Origin of the sequence: Agrobacterium larrymoorei, from assembly GCF_037722385.1 — a bacterium.
GTDB lineage: Bacteria > Pseudomonadota > Alphaproteobacteria > Rhizobiales > Rhizobiaceae > Agrobacterium > Agrobacterium larrymoorei_C.
On record NZ_JBBKAQ010000001.1, the window covers coordinates 88704 to 110078 of the forward strand.

Consider the following 21375-nt stretch of genomic DNA (forward strand, 5'->3'; position numbering starts at 1 on the left):
CTTCTTGAGATGACGCAGGCCGCTCTAGACAGGAAAGCGATGCGACCGAAAAACGATAGTCTGCCCGCAGTTTTCATTTCGTCTCTGCGCAACCGTAAGAACAGGCGATGTTCCGATGATGTAGCGACGGAGCAGACCTCTCCGGTCGTCGCCTCTTACAATGTGCACAAATGCATTGGTCGCGACGGCAAGTTTGATCCTGACCGCATCTGCAAGGTCATTCACGAGTTGCGCGCCGACGTCGTTGCGCTTCAGGAAGCCGATAGTCGATTCGGCGAGCGGACGGGCTTGCTCGATCTCGGTCGGCTCGAACGCGAGTGTGGCCTGACCCCGGTGCAGGTGGCTGGTACCAGCAAGGCCCATGGCTGGCATGGCAATGTCGTGCTGTTCCGCGAAGGTGCAGTCCGAGATGTTCACACCGTCAAACTGCCAGGGTTGGAGCCGCGCGGAGCACTTGTGGTGGAGCTTGACCTGAAGCTTGCGGGAACGCTGCGCATCATCGCAGCCCATTTCGGCTTGCTGAGGCACTCGCGCGCTCAGCAGGCCAAAGCGCTGGTGGAGTTGCTGAACACGCGCGAAGCGCAGCCAACCGTGTTGATGGGCGACTTGAACGAGTGGCGTCTGGGCAATGGTTCGTCGCTCAATACCTTCCGCGAGGCCTTTGGCACCTTGCCGCCCGCGGTACCGAGTTTTCCATCGGGACTTCCCGTCCTGGCGCTCGACCGCATCATCTCCAATCGCGAGGGGATGATAGAGAAGGTTGAAGCCCACGATAGCGCGCTGGCGCGTGTGGCGTCCGATCACCTTCCGTTGAAAGCAACGATCAACACGGACCTTCTTAAGGCGGCTGCGGCTGTATAGTTCGCTGGCTGCTTCAACGCGCTTGGAGACACGTTTCTTTGCAGTGCAATGCGCTTCCTCGCAAGCCATCTTCGGCCTCAGGAGCAACGTTTCGGGCAAAGGTGATCCCATCGTGGAGATGCGGTATCTGAGTGCCCTTATCCCGCCCAAATGAATATCTAGGCGTACCATGGTTGCTGGGGTGGTTAAACAGATTCTCCAACGGCCCCGAAGGCTTTGGATCAAATCGTTGGAACCATTTTTGCTGTGCGCAATTGAATGTCCAACAAAGACTTCAGGGCTGTTGGGTCACAGAATAAAACAGGAGAAAACAGATGAAAAAGACTTTTGCCGTTACTTTCGCTGCCATGACACTTGGATTGAGCGGTCCGCTGAGCGCAGTCGCAGCCGATCTGGCGCCTTACCGCGAAACCTACCAGGACAGCGACGACCGTAACGGCGTCAAGATCGGCTATCTGACCTGCGACGTTGGCGGCGGTGTTGGCTACGTGATCGGTTCTGCCAAGGAACTGGAATGCACGTTCAAATCCACCATCGGCGCGCGCCGCACCGACAGCTACACGGGCGTCATCCGCAAGATGGGTGTAGACCTTGGCTTCACCACGCAGGGCAAGCTGGTATGGGCAGTCTTCGCTCCGACAGCCGGCTACCACCGCGGTTCGCTCTCCGGCCTCTACCAGGGCGCAACGGCTGAAGCCACGGTTGGCCTCGGCGTCGGTGCAAACGTTCTCGTTGGTGGCACCGCTGGTTCCATCCAGCTGCAGACCGTCAGCGTCACCGGCCAGGTCGGTCTGAACCTTGCTGCAACGGGCACCTCGGTTACCCTGACGCCTGCTAACGGCTAATCGGCCCGACCGCGGTAAAGCCAATATGCCGCATGGAACAACACGCGCCCTCTTCGCTATCGTAGCGTAGAGGGCGTTTTCGTTATCAGACCAGAGAAATCCCATGAAGCCAATCCTGTCACTCGCCGCATCTATTATCGTGCTGTTCCCGATTGGCGCTCACGCCGATGGCGATCCGGCGGCGGGTGAACGCGGTTTTGCCAAATGTTCAAGCTGTCATAACGTCGATAGTCCTCGCACGCGTCTTGGACCTCACCTGATGGGCATCGTAGGAAGACCCGCCGGTTCCGTTGCCGACTATCCGAATTACTCGCAGGCGATGAAGGATGCAGGCGCAGGAGGTCTCGTCTGGAATGAAGAGGCGTTACGAGAGTTTCTATCGAGCCCGAAGAAGAAGGTGCCCGGTACCTCGATGCGTTTCTACGGCCTCTGGAGCGAGACGGAGATCGACAACATCATCGCCTACCTCAAGACGAAACCGGCTCCTTGAGCCAGCCCTTATCGAGAAGCGAGAATGTCCTCCGCCTCATCAAGCGACATCGAGTAGACGCGGCTTGCCAGATCGAAGCTGTAACCACCTCTGGCAAAAGCCGAAATTTCCTTGTTCATTCTCTTCTCGTCCACCGCCTCTTCACGGCGGAACGGACCAAACCGTCGCTTTCGTGCCAGCACGACGGCGGCGTAAAGATCGTCGCTCGCTTCAAGGGCGTGGGCTGCAATGTCCTTGCTCACACCCTTCTGGTTCAGCTTCTGCGCAATCGCCCGCTTGGACTTTCCGCTACGCACAGCGGAGCGGGTGGTGATTTCGGCAAAGGCGTTATCGTCCAGCGCCTTGATCTCATAGGCAAAACGGACAGCAGAGTCGGCGAGCGCGCGGATCTGCTCGGCGGAGATATCGTCGAATTTCTCTTTGGCCTTGCGAGAGATGGCATCGAAAAGTTGTCGCTCCGTCATCATCCGTCTTTCCAGCCGGTAGATCGTGGAGTTCCTGGCCCATGTCAGCATGCGGGTTGTGGGAGCAGTTTCCGTCGCCTCGTCGCTCATGTCAGATCTGCGGCGCCTCGTGCGGCGGGTTCTTCAAGGCGTAGACGCCCACCGGATGTTCAAGGCCCCGAAGCAACTGTGGCCCGATGCTGTCGAATTCGCTTTTGTTGTCGATCATCGCAACGAAGTCTTCGGACAGCAACACACGCCGGCGGACCGTCTTCGTCAGGGTTTCCAGGCGCGAGGCAATGTTGACCGCCGGGCCGATGACCGTGAAATCGAGCCGGCTCTTGGAGCCGATATTGCCATACATGACATCGCCGACATGAACGCCGATCCCATAGCCGAACGGCTCGTGGCCCTTGTCGATATTGTTGGTGTTCAATTCCTCAAGCGCAGTCTGCGCCTCGCGAATGGCGGCGATGAGGTTTGGTCCTGCATCGGCATTGTTCAACGGAAAGATGGCGAGCAGACCGTCACCCATGAACTTCAAAATTTCGCCGCCGTGCTTCTCGATCGGCTCCGCCAGCGCATCGAAATAGCCGTTCAGCAACTCGATCACATCGTCACGCGGCCAAAGGTCTGAGATGCGGGTAAAGTCGCGCAGGTCGCAGATCATGATCACCGCGCTCACCGTATTGCCGCTACCCCTTCGCGTCGCGCCCTCCAGAATTTCCTGGCTGGCATGCGGGCCGACATAGGTTTCCAGCAAAGTGCGGGCCATGCGGTTCTTCAGCCGTATTTCCGAGACGAGAGAGATGGCAGGCACCAGGCTTTTCAACTGCTCGATCTCGGATTCGAGAAATCCGTTCGCACGATCGCTGGCAAAGGTGACCACGTGGCGTTTGCCGAATGTGTGCTCAAGCGGCCAGGCGACATATTCCGTCAGGCCTTCTTCGCGCAGATCCCGATAGATCTGGTAGTCCGGATCGATCGGGCCTGGCAGATAAAGCGCCTGTCGGACCTCGTCCGCCCCCTTGTGGATGTCATAGAGCGGGCTGTTCAGATATTCTGCCGTGGTTTCGCTACCATAGGCATAGGTCGCAAACTCCGCTTCCTTCTCGCCTCGGTTCCACAAGATGCGCGCGCCGCGCCATTGCGGGTGTTGCACGAGAAAATTCATCGATGCCCGCGCAATCGAGATGCCTTGGCTTCTCAGTCGCCCACACATCTCGACGAAAATATTGTCGATGTAGCGGTTATCGCTCGTCCCAGTCACCAGCCAGTCGAGCACATCGCTTCGCTGATGTGGCCACAGCGCGTTCTCTTCGACTGGGTTTGGAATATCTACGGTTTCCACAAGAGCCATGTGCTCGCCTCTCCGCCTTTGCGTGATTGAAGAGGCGGCAGCGCTCCCACTTCAATGCAGGGCATTTGGTGCATCATAACGGAAAATGGAAGAGCGGGGAGGATAAGAAATATTGGATATAAAAAAGGGCGCCTGCATGCGGCATCCGCCGGCAGGCGCCCTTTTTCGATCTTGAAGGATCGTTTTAGAGAACGGCGGTCAAAGGCAGTTGAAGCGCGCTTGCAACGCGTTTGAGGCGCGAGGGATCGCTGTCTGCGCCCGTTTCGAGCGCCAGAATTTCCTGCGAGGTGAGCCCGCAGGTCAGAGCCAACTGATCGACCGTGTAACCTGCAGCGTTACGCGCCGAGGCGATTTTGCCTGCAAAGGGCGCGCTGGTTTGATGTCCTGTAAAAGATGTAGAGACGGAAATCGTCATGAATAATCTCCCTAGAATATTGGACACTGATTGTGCCGGCGGCGAATGCCGTCGCGTTGAATTGCATGCGACTGCGCTGCAAAGGAGAGATGAATGTTGCAGCGCAGCACGGAAAATAGTCATCTTTGCCACGCTTGCAATAGTTAAATTGCGATTAACGAATATGCCCCTGCCATCGATGGCCTGAACTTCACTGGAAATAGCCATTTGAACCGCGGCGAAACCCCGAGGGCGGAATGCCGGCGATCTGGCGGAACGCCTTGTTGAAGGCACTGACCGAGCCGAAGCCGCTTTCCATTGCGATGCTGAGAATGTTGTCCTTGCCACTGACCAACATGGCCTGCGCGCGGGAGAGCCTGAGAAGTGTCAGATACTTCATCAGTGTCATACCGGTCGATTTGCGAAAAACGTTCATCGCGTATTTGGGGTGCAAGTTCGCGACCCTCGCAATATCCGTTGCGTCGATATCTTCGAGAAAATTTGCGGCGATGAAATCGCACATCCGTGCGACCGCGACGGATGCGGTATTTTCCTGGCTGGTCGTTCGTGAGGCCGAAGAGGTGGAGGAGATGACGCTGTAAGGCTCCATGAACATGCGTTCGACGCGCAGGATCAGTTCCTGCACAGCGTTCTCGGCCTTTGCGGTGTCACCCGATTTTGCATATTCCCGCCACCGCGCAAAGTTCTCGTCATCGGCCTTTCCCGTCACTTCCGTCAGCATGGTGGCGCCACCCATGAGCATGGCGGAAACCGCGGGGGGAAGACGCATGCGGAAGAAGTGAAAGAGCGGCAGATGCGCGCCGGCGTAAAAGGAATCGTCGGAGGATTCGTCCATCTGATGGGGTTGTCCGCCCCAGAACAGGCACATCTGTCCAGCACTCATGCGGAACGTGTGATCGCCCATGCGATAGTGGACATTTCCCGACATGACGTAATTCACTTCCACCTGCGCGTGCCAGTGGGGCATCAGCATGACAGGCGGGTGGGTGTAGAAAAACTGCAGCGTCGTTGGCCAACCCTCAATGCTGCTGGCGCCGGGCTGGTAGACGGCTTTTTCCTCGATCTTACTTTTCGACAATTTCACGTTCCCTTTTTACGAGACAGATTTCGCCACCCCGCTAATCTGCACATGTTCGCTTAAGAACGGCAATTGAAAAAGGGAGGTTTTCAATGTGCTTTAAAATCACGGGCGTGGCGGTATCGCTTGCCCTGCTTGCGGCTGCACCCGCGTCTGCCCAAACCACAATCACGATCTGGAGCTGGAATGTCGCCGCATCGGCGTTGAAATCCACTTTGGAAGGCTTCAACAAAGCCAATCCGGACATCAAGGTAGATGTCCAGGATCTCGGTAACAATCAGGTTTATGACAAGGCGCTTGCCGCCTGCGCCGCTGGCGGGGAGGGCCTGCCGGACATCGTAACCGTTGAAAACTTTGAGGCGGAAGTGTTCTGGAGCCGCTTTCCAGATTGCTTCACCGACGTGACCGCACTTGGTTACACGCCTGAAAAGCAGGCGCTTTTCCCAGAGTTCAAACGCACCGAACTCGAAGTCGATGGCGTCGCCTACGCCGTTCCGTGGGACTCCGGTCCGGTTGCCGTTTTCTACCGTCGAGACTTCTACGAAAAGGCGGGTGTCGATCCCGCAAGCATCAAGACCTGGGACGATTTCATCGCTGCCGGCAAGAAGGTCATGGAAGCCAATCCAGGCGTGGTCATGACGCAGGCCGACTTCAATGGCGATAGCGAATGGTTCCGCATGATCTCCAATGAGCAGGGCTGCGGTTACTTTTCGACAGATGGCCAGAACATCACCATCAATCAGCCAGCCTGTGTTGCGACGCTCGAAAAGCTGAAACAGATGAAGGACGCGGGTATCATCACCGCAGCCATCTGGGATGAAAAGATCCAGGCCAACACCGCCGGCAAGGTCGCAAGCCAGATGTATGGTGGCTGGTATGAAGGATCGATCCGCTCCGGCTCTCCGGACCTTTCCGGCAAGTGGGGTGTCTATCCGATGCCGAGCCTGACGGCAGATGGTCCGCATGCTGCAAACCTTGGCGGCTCGTCGCTCGCCATCAGCTCGGTGTCCAAGAACAAGGAAGCAGCCTGGAAGTTCGTCGATTACGCGCTGACGACGAATGAAGGCCAGGTCACGATGCTGAAATCATTCGGTCTCGTTCCGTCGCTCCTGTCTGCCGTCAACGACCCCTTCGTCAACGAGCCGCAGCCCTATTGGGGCGGTCAGGCCGTGTGGAAAGATATTCTCGCCACCCTGCCGAAGATCAAGCCGAGCCGTGGCACGGCCTACCAGTCGGATGCGGAAGGCATCTATCGCGCCGTTCAGACAAAATATCTGGCAGGTGGTTATCCGGACGCCAAGACGGCACTCGATGATGCTGCCAAGCAGATCGAATCCGCAACGGGTCTTCCCGTCGCACAGTGATCTCCCAAGCTGAACCAGAGCCGGGCGCCCCATGCACGGGGCGCCCGGATAGGCTCAGCCTTCATGCAAAATCATCATTCGGGAGGTGAAGATGCCCATCAGAACCAGGGTCGCCTATGCGTTTCTCGCGCCCTATCTCTTGATCTTCACAACGTTCTGGCTCTGGCCAATCATCAATTCGTTTCTGCTGTCGTTCCAGAACACCCGCGTCAATCCGTGGCGTTTCGCGCCGACGATGAATTGGGGCCGCCTGATCGGCGATCCCGCTTTCTACAATGCGCTGTACAATACGTTGATCATTCTCGTCATTCAGGTGCCGATCATGATCGCACTGGCCACCATCATGGCCGTTCTCCTGAATTCCCCGCTGCTGAAAGCAAGACCACTCTACCGGTTCGCCTTCTTCGCTCCCGTGGTCGTGGGTGAGGTTGCTTACGCCGCCGTCTTCCGTCTGATGTTCAGTGCCGATTTCGGCATCATCAACAAGATGCTCGTGAATGCCGGTCTTTCGCCCATCTCCTGGTTCGACAACGCAACGGCTGCCATGGCGCTGATCATCATCGCCGTCACGTGGCGCTGGGCAGGCTACAACGCCATCATCATCCTGGCGGGCCTGCAATCCATCCCCGGCGACGTCTACGAGGCGGCGCGGCTGGACAGGGTCAGCAAGCGCCAGCAGTTTTTCCATATCACACTGCCGCTCCTCAAGCCGATCATCATCTTCTGCATGGTGCTTTCGGTGATCGGCACGATGCAGCTCTTTACCGAACCGTTCCTCATCACCAATCGTGGCGGCCCAGGTGGTGGCACCGAGACGCTCGGAATCTTCCTCTATCGCCAGGGCTTCACCTCGCTCAACTTCGGTTATGCCTCAGCGATTGCCTACACCATCGCGGCCATCGCCATCGTCATATCGCTCTTCAATCTCTGGGTCGGGAGGGAGCAAAAATGAGATCGAAATCGAGATCGCTTCTCTGGCAGAAAATAGCACTACACGCGACGTTGACGCCGCTTGCGCTGATCTGGCTCTTCCCGCTGTGGATGATGTTCGTCTTCTCGACCATGCCGGATTACGGCATCTTCAGCCCCAATATCGAGCTGATCCCGTCAACGCATTTTGTCGAGAACTTCCAGAACCTGCAGGCAGACACCGATTTCCTGCGGGCGATGTTCATCTCGATTACGGTGGCGGTGATCTACACGGTCCTCTCCGTCATGCTGACGTCGATGGCGGGTTGGGCGTTGGCGCGCTATCGCTTCGCCGGACGCTCAGTGGTGGTTGCCATCATCATCGGTACGATTACCTTGCCCTATGCGGTCGTCGTCATTCCGCAATTCATCATGGTGGCGCGCGAGTTCAAACTCGGCAACACGTGGGTGGCGCTCATCGTCCCGCCGCTCTTCAACTCGCTCGGCGTGCTTTTCATGCGCCAGTCCTTCACGATGATGCCAGGCGAGCTCTTCGACGCCGCGCGTGTGGAAGGGGTGAAGGAGTGGCAAATCTTTCTGCGCATCGCCCTGCCGCTGGCGCGCCCCACCATGGCTGCTCTTTCGATCATTCTGTTCCTGGCATCCTGGAACAACTACCTCTGGCCACTGCTCATCAATTCCCGTCCAGGCATGATGACCGCGCCTGTAGCGCTGGGCACGCTGATCGGTCTTACCAAGGTTTCCTGGGGCGGCATCATGGCCGGAGCCGTCTTGTTGACCGCGCCCATTCTCGTCATTTTCGTGGTGCTGCAGCGCCATTTCATCGCCGGCATCTCAGCCGGCGCCGTCAAGTAATCCGGGAGGAGCCGCATGGCGGGACTTTCACTCAAAAACGTCGTCAAACGCTATGGTTCGCTGGAGGTAATCCACGGCGCGAACCTGGAGATCGAGGACGGCGAGTTCGTCGTTTTCGTCGGCCCTTCCGGCTGCGGAAAATCGACACTGCTTCGCATGATTGCCGGTTTGGAGGACATCTCGGACGGTGAGATCGAAATCGGCGGCAAAGTCGTCAACGATGCGGAGCCTGCCGATCGCGGCATTGCCATGGTCTTCCAGTCCTATGCGCTCTACCCGCATATGACGGTCGAAGAAAACCTATCCTTTGGTCTGCGCATGAATGGCAATCCGAAGGCGGATACGGATGGGCGCGTTCGGCGTGCCGCAGAAATTCTGCAAATCAACGAGTTGATGCAGCGCAGGCCAAAGCAGCTGTCCGGTGGTCAGCGGCAGCGTGTTGCGATCGGACGTGCGATCGTGCGTGAACCGCAGGTGTTTCTGTTCGACGAGCCGCTCTCCAATCTCGATGCGGAACTGCGTGTCCAGATGCGGGTGGAAATCTCCAAGCTGCACAAGCAGCTCGGGACGACGATGATCTACGTCACCCACGACCAGACGGAAGCCATGACGCTTGCGGACAAGATCGTGGTGCTGCGGGGCGGCAAGATCGAGCAGGTCGGCGCGCCGCTCGACCTTTATGACGATCCGGACAACCGCTTCGTTGCCGGGTTCGTCGGATCGCCCAAGATGAACTTCCTGCCGGGTAAGGTTACGACTGAGAGCGCCGAGGGCGTGACGATCACCCTCGATCACGCGCCCAGCTTCTCACTCACCGTGCCGGTTGCGGCGCGGCCAGGCGTCGGCGCGCCCATAACGCTCGGTATTCGACCAGAGCATTTCGAGGATGCCGGCAAGGCAGCTGATCTGACGGTTGCTGTCGATGTCGCCGAACATCTTGGCAATACCAGCTATGTCTATGCGCATTTAGCGGAGGAGTTGCCGCTGATCATCGAGCGCCCTGAGTCCCGGCACGTCGGTAAGCTCGACCAACTTACTGTCTCCGTTCCGGCCGGAAAGGCCTTCCTGTTCGATAGCGACGGCACGCGCCTGCGCTGAACCCAATTTCACATCCAAAGCAGACGAGGAATATCATGCCCGACCTTCAACCCATCCGCTGGGGCATTATCGGACCCGGCACCATCGCCAAGACCTTTGCCGAAGGCGTTGCCAACTCCACCACCGGCAAGCTTGTCGCGATCGCCACGCGCAATCCCGACCGCCCGGGTTTGAGCGAGGGCTTCCCCGGCGCTCGCATCGTCAATGGTTATGACGCGCTGCTGTCCGATGCCGAAATCGATGCGGTCTATATCGCAACACCACACACGGGCCATGCCGAGTGGGCGATCAAGGCGATCCGCGCCGGCAAGCATGTGCTGGTGGAAAAGCCGATTGCGCTCTCCGCATATGATGCGGACGCGATTTTCCACGAGGCGAAGAAGGCAGGCGTCTTCGCCGGTGAAGCCTATATGTACCGTCTGCATCCGCAGACGGCCAAGATCGTCGAGCTGGTCAAGAGCGGCGCGATTGGCGAGGTTAGGATCATCCGCTCCAGCTTCGGCTTCAGCATGGGCAGCTTCCGCGCCGATCATCGGCTGTTTGCCAATGAGAGTGCCGGCGGCGGCATTCTCGATGTTGGTGGATACCCTGTGTCGATGGCGCGGCTCATTGCCGGTGCTGTTTCCGGTCACCCTTTCATGGAACCCACCAAGGTTTCCGGCGTGGCGCATCTCGGCCAATCGGGCGTCGATGAGTGGGCGTCTGCCGTTTTGAAATTTCCGAACGAGATTATCGCCGAAGTGTCTTGCTCGATCATGGCGAACCAGGACAACGTGTTGCGCATCATCGGCTCGGAAGGCCGTATCGAAGTGGCCGACTTTTGGTTTGCTTCCGGCCACAAGGGCGGCGTCGGCAAAATCGACATCATCAAGGGCAAGGATCGCCAGACGATTGAGGTCGCCGAAGACCGCTACCTCTACTCCTTCGAGGTGGACGCGGCGGGTGAAGCCATTCGCAACCAGTCCCAAGAGTTTGCCTATCCCGGTATGAGCTGGGCGGACACGCTCGGTAACCTTCGGGTCATGGATCAGTGGCGCGCCTCGGTCGGGCTGGAATATGGCGTGGAGAGTGCGGCCAAGCGCGTTCTGAACATCGCAGGCGGCGACGTTACCCCCGGCAATTCCGTACCGAAGCGCCAGATTCCAGGGGTTGCCAAGCCCGCATCGGTCGTGGCGCTCGGCTTCGAGTTCTTCCCGAATTTCGCGTCCGCCTCGCTGACGCTCGACAGCTTCTACGAGGCAGGCGGCAATCTTTTCGATACCGCCTTTGTCTATGGTGGCGGCAAGACGGAAGCGATCTTTGGTGACTGGCACACCAGCCGCAACGTGCCGCGTGAAGAGATCGTGCTGATCGGCAAGGGCGCGCATTCGCCGCTTTGCTACCCGGATATCATTGCCAAGCAGCTCGACCAATCTTTGAACCGGCTGAAGACCGATTATGTCGACATCTATTTCATGCACCGCGACAATACCGATGTGCCAGTCGGCGAGTTCGTCGATGCGATGGATGCCGAGGTGAAGCGCGGTCGCATTCGCGGCATCTTCGGCGGTTCGAACTGGACGCGCCAACGCATGGATGAGGCGATTGCCTATGCTGAGAAGACCGGCAAGACCGCGCCGGGTGCTCTTTCCAACAACTTCTCGCTGGCCGAAATGCTGGACCCTATCTGGGCCGGATGTGTCGCGGCCTCTGACGAGCCATGGAAAGAATGGGCGAAAGAGCGCCAGATCCCGAACTTCGCCTGGTCAAGCCAGGGCCGAGGCTTCTTCACCGACAGGGCAGGCCGCGATAAGCGTGACGATGAGGAGATCGTGCGTGTCTGGTACTCCGAGCGCAATTTCGAGCGTCGCGACCGGGCAATAGAGCTTGCCAAGGAGCTTGGCCGCAACCCGATCCACGTTGCTCTTGCCTATGTGATCGCTCAGCCGTTCCCGGTCATTCCGCTGATCGGCCCGCGCACCATTGCCGAGCTGGAAGACAGCCTGTCGGCGCTCGACATCAAGCTCACGCCCGAGCAGGTGCGCTGGCTGGAAGCTTAAGGCAGGAAGACGATATTCGGCCGCAACTTCATGCGGCCGGATGTCACTTGGATTGCGGGTTCATGATATCGCTGTCGCCCGGGATGAGCTGCATCGGCCAGACGATGTGCTTGGGCTGTTGCGGATAGAAACCGCTATAGGCCGGCATGGTCGATAGCAGGGTCTTGCCGACGGAGACCCCGAGATCGCGCAGCGACATGCGGAAACTCGTCAACCTCGGTTCGAGAAACTGACCGCTCGGACCTTCGCGAAAACCGATGACAGCAAGATCTTCGCCGGCGCGAAGGTTGACCTCGGCCAGGCGCCGGTAGAGACCAATCGCCATCAACTCGTAGATCAGGATCAGCGCCGTCGGGCGTGGCCGCATCTGTAGCCACTCGCTTGCCGCGTGATAGCCGCCTTGTTCGCTGGATTTGGCGCGGATGATGAGTTGTTCATCAAAAGGGAGGGACGCCTCCTCAAGGCCTTTGCGATAACCCTCCAGGAAAATGTAGCCGAGATTGATGTCGGTATCGGGTGCGGCAACGGCAATCGAACGATGGCCTGCTGCCGCAAGGCGAGCCACGGCAGTTCTTGCCACACCTTCGAAGTCCAGATCGATCCAGGCGTGATCGGTGCTGGAGCCTGTTCGCCCCAGGGTGACGAAGGGCAGCCGCGTCTGCTTGAGGAAATCGACGCGCTTGTCGATCCGGCTGGTGGACGAGATGACCATCGCATCTACCATGCGTCTTGCCACCATGCGCTTCAGATATTCGTCTGGGTCTTCCTCCGCCGGACAAGGCAGAACGATGAGATCGAGATTGTGGGTGGAGAAAACGCTCTGCAGACCATCCGTCACGCCCAGAAAGAAGTTGTCAGCATTTTCCACCGCTTGCGTATCTGAGCCGGTCATCAGGCCGATGACGTTGGTGGCGCCCTGCCGCAGGCTGCGCCCGGACTGGTTTGCGACATAGCCGAGCTTTTCTGCCGCCTCCAAAACCCTGCGACGGGTATCGTCATTCACATCCGGTTTGCCGTTCAGGGCGCGGGATACGGTGCCGATGGAGATGTCCAGATAATCTGCGAGCTGGCGGATACCCTTCATGCATGTCCTCCCGGCTCCGAACCAGAGAAGCCTTTCACTGTGGTCTTGACACATCTAGGACCTTAAGCATAGTCTCGTAAACGTTTACGAAAGCTGGTTCCGCAAAGAGGAGTTTGCGAGCAGCGGGGAGGACAATGTGACGTTGAATGCAGTTTTGTGCGGGTGCGGAGCTATGGCCAAAGGCTGGCTGCACGCGATCGCCTCACATCCAGATTTACAATCGTCGATCCGCATATGCGGTCTTGTCGATCTGAACGAGAAGGTCGCCCAGGCGTTGGCCGACGAGTTCGCACTCGGCGATGTCGTCATTGGCAGCAACCTTGAAGACGTCCTCACCAAAACCGATCCCGATGTCGTGTTCGATGTCGTCATTCCCGATGCGCGTTTTGATGTGGTTGCTACTGCGTTGGCGGCGGGTTGTCATGTGTTGAGCGAAAAGCCGATGGCTCCTTCCTTGAAAGAAGCGCAGACGCTGATCGACTTGGCAAACGCTGCTGGAAAAGTCCATGCGATCGTTCAGAATAGGCGCTACATCAGGGGGATACGCCGCCTGCACGGTGCTGTTCAGGACGGAGTGATCGGTGAATTGACGGCCATTCACTGTGACTTCTTCCTGGCGCCGCACTTCGGCGGCTTTCGCGAGGACATGCAGAATGTGCTGCTGCTGGATATGGCGATCCACACTTTCGATGCAGCCCGTTTCGTTGCCGATCAAGATCCAATCGCAGTCTACTGCGTGGAGAAAAATCCGGCTGGCTCATGGTACGCCCATGGGGCATCGGCCAATGCGATCTTCGAACTTTCCAATGATGTAGTCTTCACTTATCGCGGTTCTTGGTGCGCCGAAGGCGAGCGGACGAGTTGGGAAAGCACGTGGCGGCTGGTCGGATCTAAGGGTATGATCCTTTGGAATGGGGAAGAGGATTTCTCCGCATCCGTGGCGGGCACCGATGAGGGGCTTTTGCGCGGAGCGTCTGCCGTAAACGTTTCTGAGGTGGTCGATGAGGAGCAAACGGAGGGGCATGCGAGCGTGCTCCTGTCGTTCCTGCGCGCGATCGAAGACGGCACGGTTCCCGAGACCGTTTCGTCCGACAATATCAAAAGCTTGGCCATGGTCATGGGCGCGATTGAAAGCGCCCGCACTGGTCAACGTGTTCTTATCGAAATTTGAGGTCCAATATGAGCGATCCAGCAAAATCCGTCCGCATCGGCACCATGGTTAGTGCCACAAAAGGGGATGCCGCCGAGCGCATCTCTGAAATCGGCGACCTCGGTTTCGAGAGCTTCGAACCGTTCTTCTGGCAGACGACCAATGGCCAGGACCTAGCCGAACTCGGCAAGCGTTGCGTCGAGGCGATCGGCGATCGCGATATCACCATTTCGACGCTCGGCATGTTCGGCAACCCGCTGGAAGAGACTGAAATGGACCTTCAGACCCTTCAGGGCTGGAAGGACTGCATCGACAACGCCCATCATTTCGGCGCTACCTGTGTGGCAGGTTTTACCGGTCGCGTCCGGGGCAAGCCCTTGCCGGAGAGCCTTCCACGCTACAGGGAAGTCTGGAGCGAGCTGGCGAAACGCGCTGCCGACAAGGGCGTGAAGATCGCTTTCGAAAACTGCGCCATGGACGGCAATTGGCAAACGGGCGACTGGAACATTGCGCACAACCCGGATGCCTGGGAATTGATGTTCAACGAGACGCCGGACGAGAACATTGGTCTGGAGTGGGAGCCCTGCCACCAGATGGTCTATCTGATCGACCCGCTGCCGCAGATCCGCAAATGGGCGCACAAGATTTTCCACGTTCACGGGAAGGACGCGACCATCCGCTGGGATGTGATCAAGGAGCACGGCATCTTTGGCAAGCACCCCTTCGTCTTCATGCGCACGCCGGGCTTTGGCGATAGCAACTGGACCAATATCATATCCGAGCTTCGGCTGGCCGGCTGGTCGGGCTCGATTGATATCGAAGGATGGCATGATCCGGTCTATCGCGATCAACTGGAAATGACGGGCCAGGTTCATGCGCTCAACTATCTGAAGCATAGCCGGGGAGGGGTTTTCGTCGATCTCGCCGCAGAATATGGAGGCGGCGACCCGTCGCTTCTGTAATGCTCAAGCCGGGGGGAACCGGCATCGCAATCATGATCAAAGGAGGAGTATCATGACTATTGCAAAGCTAATGGGTGCAGTTGCACTTGCCGCATTGTCGACGCCCGCATGGGGTGAGCAGGTTCAGATCAGTCTCTGGACCGTCGATCGACCGGGCGAATATCATTACAAGATGGCGGAGGAGTTTTCTGCCAAAAACCCGGATATCAAGGTCAATGTCCGATCGGTTCAGTTTCCGGATATGGTCAACGAGTTGGCGAAGGCCATGGCGACAGGCGAAGCACCTGACGTCACCTATATCGACAACCCGGATGTCGCACTCTTTGCATCGCGCAAGCTGCTGCTCGACATGAAGCCGATGATCGACAAGAGCTCGATTATCAAGCTCGACCAGATCCTGCCCGGCCCGCTTGCCTCCGTTACCTACAAGGACGGCGTCTACGGTATCCCACGCGGCGCAAACACCATCGCGCTTTACTACAACGCCGACATGTACAAGGCCGCAGGTCTCGATCCGGACAAGCCGCCGCAGACATGGAACGAGCTTTACGATGCCGCCAAGAAGCTGACGCAGCCAGACAAGGGCGTTTATGGCCTGGCATTTTCCGCCGCAGCGACCGAAGAAGGCACCTTCCAGTTCCTGCCATGGCTGCAGATGGCGGGCGGCGATTACAACAAGGTCAATGTTCCGGGCGGTGTGGAAGCGCTCACACTCTGGAAGAAGTTCATCGATGAGGGGCTGGCCTCCAAGGACACGCTGATCCGCGGCCAGTGGGACTCGACCGGTACATTCAATGCTGGTAACGCCGCCATGAGCATTTCCGGCCCATGGGAACTGCCGCGCATGAGCAAGGACGCGAAGTTCGATTATCGCGTCGCGATACTGCCCGTTCCCAAGGAAGGCGCACCACATGCTTCGGCTCTGGGTGAAGGCGACAACGTCATCGTTGCCAACTCCAAGCATCCGAAGGAAGCCTTCAAGTTCATCGAATACATGTATGAGCAGATGCCGCGGGTCTGGAACGAGTTTGGCTACGTGCCGGCCTATCCGGTGAAGATCGACGATCCGAAGTACCCTCAGGCTTACAAGGTCTTCGAAGAGTCGATGAAGTTTGCGCGCAATCGCGGCCCAAGCCCCGATTGGTCGAAGATTTCAAAGGCTATTCAGACCGCGATCCAGACGACGCTGACTGGCCAGGCGACGGCGGAAAACGCATTGACGACGGCGCAGAAGTCGATCGACAAGATCCTCAAATAGGCTGGATGATTGGGTGCTCTGATCGAGAGGCTGCGGGCGTTTCCACGTCCGCAGCTGGTTTCCAAACTGATGAAGCGCATGGTCCGCCCATCACGAGCGCACATTTAGAATGTCGGGAGGCGAAATGCTCCGTTTCAATCGAGTTTTCCGCGATGGCGGTGGGTTTGACAGCGCGCTGGTCTTGTTCGCGCTTGCCTATCTGGTCGCCTTTTCGGCCTTCCCGTTGATCTACAACCTGGTCATCTCGTTTCAGAGCGTCGACCTCTTCACCATCGCAACCTTCGACCGCCCCTTCGTCGGTCTCGATAACTACCGCGAAATCATCGACGATCCGCTGTTCATGCCGATCGTGCGCAACACCTTCTTGTTTGTTTTTCTGTCAGTCATTTTCCAACTGGGGATTGGTCTGGCGCTAGCGCTATTCTTCCGGCTCGATTTTCCCGGTGCCTCCTGGCTGCGTGGCCTGTTTCTCGCAGGCTGGATCATGCCGGGATTGGTGGTCGGTGCCATCTGGGGCTGGATTCTGGCCGGTGACTTCGGCGTGGTGAACTGGCTCCTGCAATCACTCGGTATCACCCAGCAGAAAATCTTCTGGCTCTCCGATCCATCGATCTCGATCTACTCCGTTATTATCGCCAATATCTGGCTCGGTGTTCCCTTCAACATGATCCTGTTGTCGGTCGGTCTCGCCTCGATCCCCGATGACGTCTACGAGGCGGCGGAACTGGATGGAGCGACGCGCCTGCAGCGCTTCCTCACCATCACCCTGCCGATGATGCGGGCGCAGCTCGGTGCCGTCATTTCGCTTGGCATCATTTTCACCCTGCAGCAGTTCGATCTCTTCGCAGCGCTCACCCAGGGCGGGCCGTCGAATGCCTCCAATGTGCTGCAATATTGGTCCTGGGAGCTTGCCTTCCGCGAATATCGCATCGGCCATGGCTCGGTCGTTTCCGTCGTGATGACCCTTCTGGTCATCGTCGTTGCCACTGCTTATGTCCGCTCGACGAGGCACGAACATGTTGTCTAGCACTCCCTGGAAACGCTGGCTCCTGCTGGCCATCGCCATCGCTATCGTCGCGATCTACCTCTTCCCGCTCTACTGGATGTATGTGACGGCGCTGAAGACCAATACCGAGACCTTCGCCAACCCGCCGACCCTCTGGCCGCATCATCCTGAACTGAAGGTCACCCGTGTCTGGAACGACATGGGTATGGACACCTTCATTCAGAACTCGCTGATCATCGCTTGTGGTACCGTCTCACTCGTCGTGCTGTTTGGCACCGGCTGCGCCTATGCTCTTGCACGTGTCCGCTCGATCTGGATGGATCTGGCGCTCTTCCTCGTTCTCATGCTGCAAGTTTTACCGCCGTCCCTAATGGTGACGCCGATCTTCGTCGCCTTCAGCCAGCTTGGCCTGTTGTCTTGGCCGCGCACGGGCGTGATCCTGGCAACGGCTGCCAACAAGCTGCCGCTCTACATCGTTCTGGTGCGGGCAGCCTTCACGCAGGTGCCGCGTGAACTTGAAGAAGCAGCACTCGTGGATGGCAATAGTCGCATCGGGGCGTTCCTGCGCATCTCCGTACCGCTTGCCCGCAATGGCATTCTGGTGTCGGCGATCCTCATCTTTCTTCAGTCCTTGGGCGAATATGTCTATTCGCGCTCGCTCATAACCGATCGCGCCTTCCAGCCTGCGACCGTCGGCTTGCAGTTCTTCGTCGGGCCGAACGCTTCCGACTGGACCGGCATCATGACATTCGCGGCGATCTATGTGACGCCCATTCTCATCATCTTCGTCCTGCTTCAGCGCCGCATCGTCAGCGGCCTGACATCCGGAGCGCTCAAATGACTTTGCAGATCGAACTGTCCGGCATCCAGAAACACTACGGCGCCTACCACGCGCTGCGCGGTATCGATATCGCCATTCCAAAGGGCCAGTTCGTGGCGCTCGTCGGGCCATCCGGCTGCGGCAAGTCGACCTTGCTGCGCACGCTCGCAGGGCTGGAAAACATATCGAGCGGCACGATCCGCATCGAAGGCGAGGACATTACCCGCCAGCCGCCGCGCATGCGCGATATCGCCATGGTGTTCCAATCCTATGCGCTCTATCCACACATGACGGTGGAAAAGAACCTGACTTATTCTCTAAGACTAAAAGGCGTGTCGAAGGTTGAGGCACGTCGCAAGGCGGAAGAGATTGCGAAGATCACGGGTCTAACAACTCTCCTCCAGCGCTATCCGCGCGAACTTTCCGGTGGTCAGCGCCAGCGTGTGGCAATGGGGCGCGCCATCATCCGCAATCCCAAGGCGTTCCTCTTCGACGAGCCGCTCTCCAACCTCGATGCGGCGCTGCGCGTCCATATGCGCGCTGAAATCCGTAAGCTGCATAACAGCCTCGGAGCAACATCCGTCTACGTGACGCATGATCAGATCGAAGCCATGACCATGGCTGATCATGTCGTCGTCATGCGCGCTGGCGTGATCGAGCAGCAGGGAGCGCCGCTTGAGCTCTACGACCGGCCGATGAACCGCTTCGTCGCAGGCTTTATAGGTTCTCCCGCGATGAACTTCGTGCCGGCTCTCGCCTCAGAGGACGGGCGCACGCTTGTTTTGAACTTCGGTGGAAAGTCCGAACCTCAAACGATCATGTCGCCCGTAGCCTTTGCACCGGGTACGAAGGTAACGGTTGGTATCCGGCCCGAGCACATCACGCTTGCTCCTCCCGGCTCATCCACCATCACCCTGCCGGTCGGGATCGTGGAAACGACAGGTTCAGCGACCTCCATCACCACGGCGACGCAGCCAGAAATGACGGTGGCGCTTCAGGGAAGAAGCAATGTTAAAGCCGGAGATATGGTCGGATTCACCATCGACCCTGCCTCCCTGCATCTCTTCGATCACGATACCGAACAACGGCTTTGATCGTCACGGATCGGTGAAGCCCGCGACACGAAGTTCCAACGCGCCTGCTTGCGGGTCGCTCTTGAAGAAGAGTGTTCCGTTGTCGTTGGATTCGGCGGCGACATAATCGAAGGTCACATCCGCTGTGTCCGTTGCTCCTTCTGCACCGCGCAGCGTGCCGACCACATGCACTGTGGCGGCCGTCGTCTGGCTGAGATTGTGAATGTCGAAGTTTACCCTGAAGCCTGTTGCCACAGGTTCTGTCGAGACCACGGAGAGCTTGAAGTCGGCTTTCGCGTCGTCGTAGCGGTAGATGTCCCATGAGATCCAGCCGAGCAAAGCTATCACCAGCAACGACGAGACGATGCCGGTGGCCCACTCGATCCAGTGGGGCGAAGATGTTTCGATGTGGCCATCGGTGGATGATTTGGTCATGGCATTCTCACAATACGAGGCGGGCCGAAGCCGCGCCGATGGCCGCGGGGAAGCCTAAGATGACGACGGTTCCGACGATCTCTGACAGCGATGTTCCAGTCAATCGTTCGAAGCTCCACAAGCAGTAGAGGCTGATGCCAAGCGCGATGACATAGCCCGGCAAGGTAAAGCGGATGAAGGTGTTCCACCAGGCGCTGTCTTCCGCCTGGCCGTGCCCGCCCTTGAAGTGAAGTGCATAGACGAAGCCATGCATGAGCACGAGCGAGAGGAGAACCGTGATGAGTGTCTGGTACGGCGTAATCTTGTAGGCGATCAAGATCATCTCTTCGGTCGGTGCGACATTGAGTGCGAGGAAGAGTGCGCCGACCAGCATCATGAACAGCTCGACGAAATAGCTCGTTTCCGTCTCGGTATCGTCGTCTTCCTCGTCATCGTCTTCCGAATGCGTTCCAAGCTGGCTGCGACCGAGAAGCGCACCGATGCTGGCGGGCACCGCCTGTATTGCGATCTTTGCCACCGTCGTGCTGGTCGTCACCTGATCGTTGATCACTCCGAAGAGCGCAAGAATGGCGGCGCTGACGATGATCGCAAGGCCGTAAGCCGTCACCGCATCGCGGCTCGCTTCGAACCAGGACGAGGTTTTCTCAAATCCGACGCGCTTTGCCAGAACCACGAGAAGCGGGATATTCAGGACGCAAAGAAGCAGAAGCTTTTCTCGCGACATGTAGAAGCCAAGAAACCACATCTCCATCGTCATGAACATGGGCAGCGCGAACAGAAGCGCACCACCGACGCCGCGCGCCAGCCCGATCAGGAACTCGCCTTCCTTCGATGAATTTTGCGTTGCACTTCCAGCCATCTTCTTCCCCCTGGTAGGCTTATAACCGTCTTGATTATGGCCGGTTCCCGCAGGCGTGGGAGCGCGGATTTCAACGAGGATCGAGCGACTCAGCCCGGCACTTCGTCAAGGGGGTCTTGAAGTTAATTTTAGCAGCCGCGAAAGGGTGGCGTTAACCATTTGTTAACCAAATCACCGCTACCTCTCTATCAACGATTTCTTTACCAAGATGACCAAAGTGCTAACAGACTCGCGTTCGATCCGTATCAAGGGCCGCTCATTTCTGGCGGTCGTTCTATCTCCCGAGTCGCCGCTGGATGTCTGGCTGGAGCGACTTGACGATCTGGCAGCGCGCTCTGCCGGGTTCTTTCTGTCACGTCCGGTGGTGCTGGATGTGGCGGACCTGAAGCTCGATAAGGCCGGCCTGAAATCCCTGCTTGCCGAGCTTTACAATCGCAACGTTGCCATCATGGGTATCGAAGGCGCACGCCCTTCGATGATCGAAACCGGCATGCCGCCTGCGCTCAAAGGCGGCAAGCCCGCGTCGGATGTCGAGGTGGAGCCGGTAGCACTTGCCGAGGTGGAAGCGCCGGCGGAGCAACGAGCCCCCGTGACGGAAATTCGCAGCGTCGTTCAGTCGCTGATGATCAGCGAGCCCGTACGGTCCGGCCAGTCGATCATCTTCCCGGAAGGCGATGTGACGATCGTTGGTTCAGTCGCGTCCGGAGCAGAAGTGATCGCCGGCGGTTCGATCCATATTTACGGCGCGCTTCGCGGACGTGCCATGGCCGGTTCGCTCGGCAACGCTTCGGCCCGGATTTTCTGCAAGAAGCTGGAAGCCGAGCTTCTTGCCATCGACGGTGTTTACAAGGTCGCAGAAGATATCGACCCGAAGCTTCGGGGGCAGGCCGTCCAGCTGTGGCTGGAAAACGATACGATCAAGGCGGACAAACTCAATTAAGCCGCAAGCG

General features: G+C 58.1%; 22 protein-coding genes. 15 read left to right on the forward strand and 7 right to left on the reverse strand.

Annotated features, from left to right (window positions below; translation table 11 throughout):
* The first annotated feature begins 39 nt into the window (after positions 1 to 39).
* From WKI41_RS00405 to WKI41_RS00415, 3 genes are all read left to right on the forward strand, one after another.
* Positions 40 to 861 carry an endonuclease/exonuclease/phosphatase family protein gene (locus tag WKI41_RS00405; RefSeq protein ID WP_340191563.1) on the forward strand — a complete coding sequence of 274 codons (822 nt, stop codon included), beginning with the start codon at positions 40 to 42 and terminating at the stop codon, positions 859 to 861.
* A gap of 314 nt (positions 862 to 1175) precedes the next feature.
* Complete coding sequence (locus tag WKI41_RS00410) at positions 1176 to 1706, forward strand: DUF992 domain-containing protein (RefSeq protein ID WP_340191564.1); 531 nt, start codon at positions 1176 to 1178, stop codon at positions 1704 to 1706.
* Positions 1707 to 1809: 103 nt separating this feature from the next.
* Entirely contained in the window at positions 1810 to 2196 is a 387-nt protein-coding gene (locus tag WKI41_RS00415) for a c-type cytochrome (protein ID WP_340191565.1), read from the forward strand.
* Between the two features lie 8 nt (positions 2197 to 2204).
* On the opposite strand, the gene recX is transcribed toward WKI41_RS00415, so the two are convergent.
* The 4 genes from recX to WKI41_RS00435 form a co-directional block, all read right to left on the reverse strand.
* Positions 2205 to 2750 (reverse strand): recombination regulator RecX, encoded by a 546-nt coding sequence (gene recX / locus WKI41_RS00420; RefSeq protein ID WP_340191566.1) that lies wholly within the window; start codon positions 2748 to 2750, stop codon positions 2205 to 2207.
* Position 2751: 1 nt separating this feature from the next.
* A complete protein-coding gene (locus tag WKI41_RS00425; protein ID WP_340191567.1) occupies positions 2752 to 3999 on the reverse strand; it encodes an adenylate/guanylate cyclase domain-containing protein in 1248 nt (415 codons plus the stop codon).
* A gap of 184 nt (positions 4000 to 4183) precedes the next feature.
* The gene (locus WKI41_RS00430) at positions 4184 to 4414 is read right to left on the reverse strand and encodes a helix-turn-helix domain-containing protein (RefSeq protein ID WP_340191568.1); all 231 of its coding nucleotides are present in this window, start codon (positions 4412 to 4414) and stop codon (positions 4184 to 4186) included.
* 190 nt (positions 4415 to 4604) lie between these two features.
* Positions 4605 to 5492, reverse strand: a complete 888-nt coding sequence (locus WKI41_RS00435) for a helix-turn-helix domain-containing protein (protein ID WP_340191569.1) — start codon at positions 5490 to 5492, stop codon at positions 4605 to 4607.
* 92 nt (positions 5493 to 5584) lie between these two features.
* Here WKI41_RS00435 and WKI41_RS00440 point away from each other — a divergent pair, with 92 nt between their 5' ends.
* From WKI41_RS00440 to WKI41_RS00460, 5 genes are all read left to right on the forward strand, one after another.
* A complete protein-coding gene (locus WKI41_RS00440; protein ID WP_340191570.1) occupies positions 5585 to 6856 on the forward strand; it encodes an ABC transporter substrate-binding protein in 1272 nt (423 codons plus the stop codon).
* A gap of 91 nt (positions 6857 to 6947) precedes the next feature.
* On the forward strand, positions 6948 to 7808 hold the full coding sequence (locus tag WKI41_RS00445) for a carbohydrate ABC transporter permease (protein ID WP_340191571.1): 861 nt from the start codon (positions 6948 to 6950) through the stop codon (positions 7806 to 7808).
* Positions 7805 to 8641: a carbohydrate ABC transporter permease gene (locus tag WKI41_RS00450; protein WP_340191572.1), complete on the forward strand. Its 837-nt coding sequence runs from the start codon at positions 7805 to 7807 to the stop codon at positions 8639 to 8641. Before WKI41_RS00445 ends, WKI41_RS00450 begins: the two co-directional genes overlap by 4 nt.
* Before the next feature lie 15 nt (positions 8642 to 8656).
* Positions 8657 to 9739: a sn-glycerol-3-phosphate ABC transporter ATP-binding protein UgpC gene (locus WKI41_RS00455; RefSeq protein WP_340191573.1), complete on the forward strand. Its 1083-nt coding sequence runs from the start codon at positions 8657 to 8659 to the stop codon at positions 9737 to 9739.
* 35 nt (positions 9740 to 9774) lie between these two features.
* Positions 9775 to 11778 (forward strand): aldo/keto reductase, encoded by a 2004-nt coding sequence (locus WKI41_RS00460; RefSeq protein ID WP_340191574.1) that lies wholly within the window; start codon positions 9775 to 9777, stop codon positions 11776 to 11778.
* Positions 11779 to 11821: 43 nt separating this feature from the next.
* Here the strand turns inward: WKI41_RS00460 and WKI41_RS00465 are convergent, their stop codons facing one another.
* Positions 11822 to 12862 carry a LacI family DNA-binding transcriptional regulator gene (locus WKI41_RS00465; RefSeq protein WP_340191575.1) on the reverse strand — a complete coding sequence of 347 codons (1041 nt, stop codon included), beginning with the start codon at positions 12860 to 12862 and terminating at the stop codon, positions 11822 to 11824.
* A gap of 136 nt (positions 12863 to 12998) precedes the next feature.
* Here WKI41_RS00465 and WKI41_RS00470 point away from each other — a divergent pair, with 136 nt between their 5' ends.
* The 6 genes from WKI41_RS00470 to WKI41_RS00495 all read left to right on the forward strand — a co-directional run bounded on the left by WKI41_RS00470 (position 12999) and on the right by WKI41_RS00495 (position 19152).
* Positions 12999 to 14033: a Gfo/Idh/MocA family protein gene (locus WKI41_RS00470; protein WP_340191576.1), complete on the forward strand. Its 1035-nt coding sequence runs from the start codon at positions 12999 to 13001 to the stop codon at positions 14031 to 14033.
* Between the two features lie 8 nt (positions 14034 to 14041).
* Positions 14042 to 14974 (forward strand): sugar phosphate isomerase/epimerase family protein, encoded by a 933-nt coding sequence (locus tag WKI41_RS00475; RefSeq protein ID WP_340191577.1) that lies wholly within the window; start codon positions 14042 to 14044, stop codon positions 14972 to 14974.
* 52 nt (positions 14975 to 15026) lie between these two features.
* Entirely contained in the window at positions 15027 to 16232 is a 1206-nt protein-coding gene (locus tag WKI41_RS00480) for an ABC transporter substrate-binding protein (protein WP_340191578.1), read from the forward strand.
* Positions 16233 to 16356: 124 nt separating this feature from the next.
* Positions 16357 to 17259 carry a carbohydrate ABC transporter permease gene (locus tag WKI41_RS00485; RefSeq protein ID WP_340191579.1) on the forward strand — a complete coding sequence of 301 codons (903 nt, stop codon included), beginning with the start codon at positions 16357 to 16359 and terminating at the stop codon, positions 17257 to 17259.
* Positions 17249 to 18079 carry a carbohydrate ABC transporter permease gene (locus WKI41_RS00490; protein ID WP_340191580.1) on the forward strand — a complete coding sequence of 277 codons (831 nt, stop codon included), beginning with the start codon at positions 17249 to 17251 and terminating at the stop codon, positions 18077 to 18079. The genes WKI41_RS00485 and WKI41_RS00490 overlap by 11 nt, the downstream gene beginning before the upstream one ends.
* Positions 18076 to 19152: a sn-glycerol-3-phosphate ABC transporter ATP-binding protein UgpC gene (locus WKI41_RS00495; protein ID WP_340191581.1), complete on the forward strand. Its 1077-nt coding sequence runs from the start codon at positions 18076 to 18078 to the stop codon at positions 19150 to 19152. Before WKI41_RS00490 ends, WKI41_RS00495 begins: the two co-directional genes overlap by 4 nt.
* A gap of 3 nt (positions 19153 to 19155) precedes the next feature.
* On the opposite strand, the gene WKI41_RS00500 is transcribed toward WKI41_RS00495, so the two are convergent.
* A complete protein-coding gene (locus WKI41_RS00500) occupies positions 19156 to 19566 on the reverse strand; it encodes a TIGR02588 family protein (protein ID WP_340191582.1) in 411 nt (136 codons plus the stop codon).
* 7 nt (positions 19567 to 19573) lie between these two features.
* Positions 19574 to 20425 (reverse strand): TIGR02587 family membrane protein, encoded by an 852-nt coding sequence (locus tag WKI41_RS00505; protein WP_340191583.1) that lies wholly within the window; start codon positions 20423 to 20425, stop codon positions 19574 to 19576.
* A gap of 208 nt (positions 20426 to 20633) precedes the next feature.
* Between WKI41_RS00505 and minC the strand changes: the two genes are divergently transcribed.
* Complete coding sequence (gene minC / locus WKI41_RS00510) at positions 20634 to 21365, forward strand: septum site-determining protein MinC (protein WP_062424019.1); 732 nt, start codon at positions 20634 to 20636, stop codon at positions 21363 to 21365.
* The last annotated feature ends 10 nt before the right edge of the window (positions 21366 to 21375 follow it).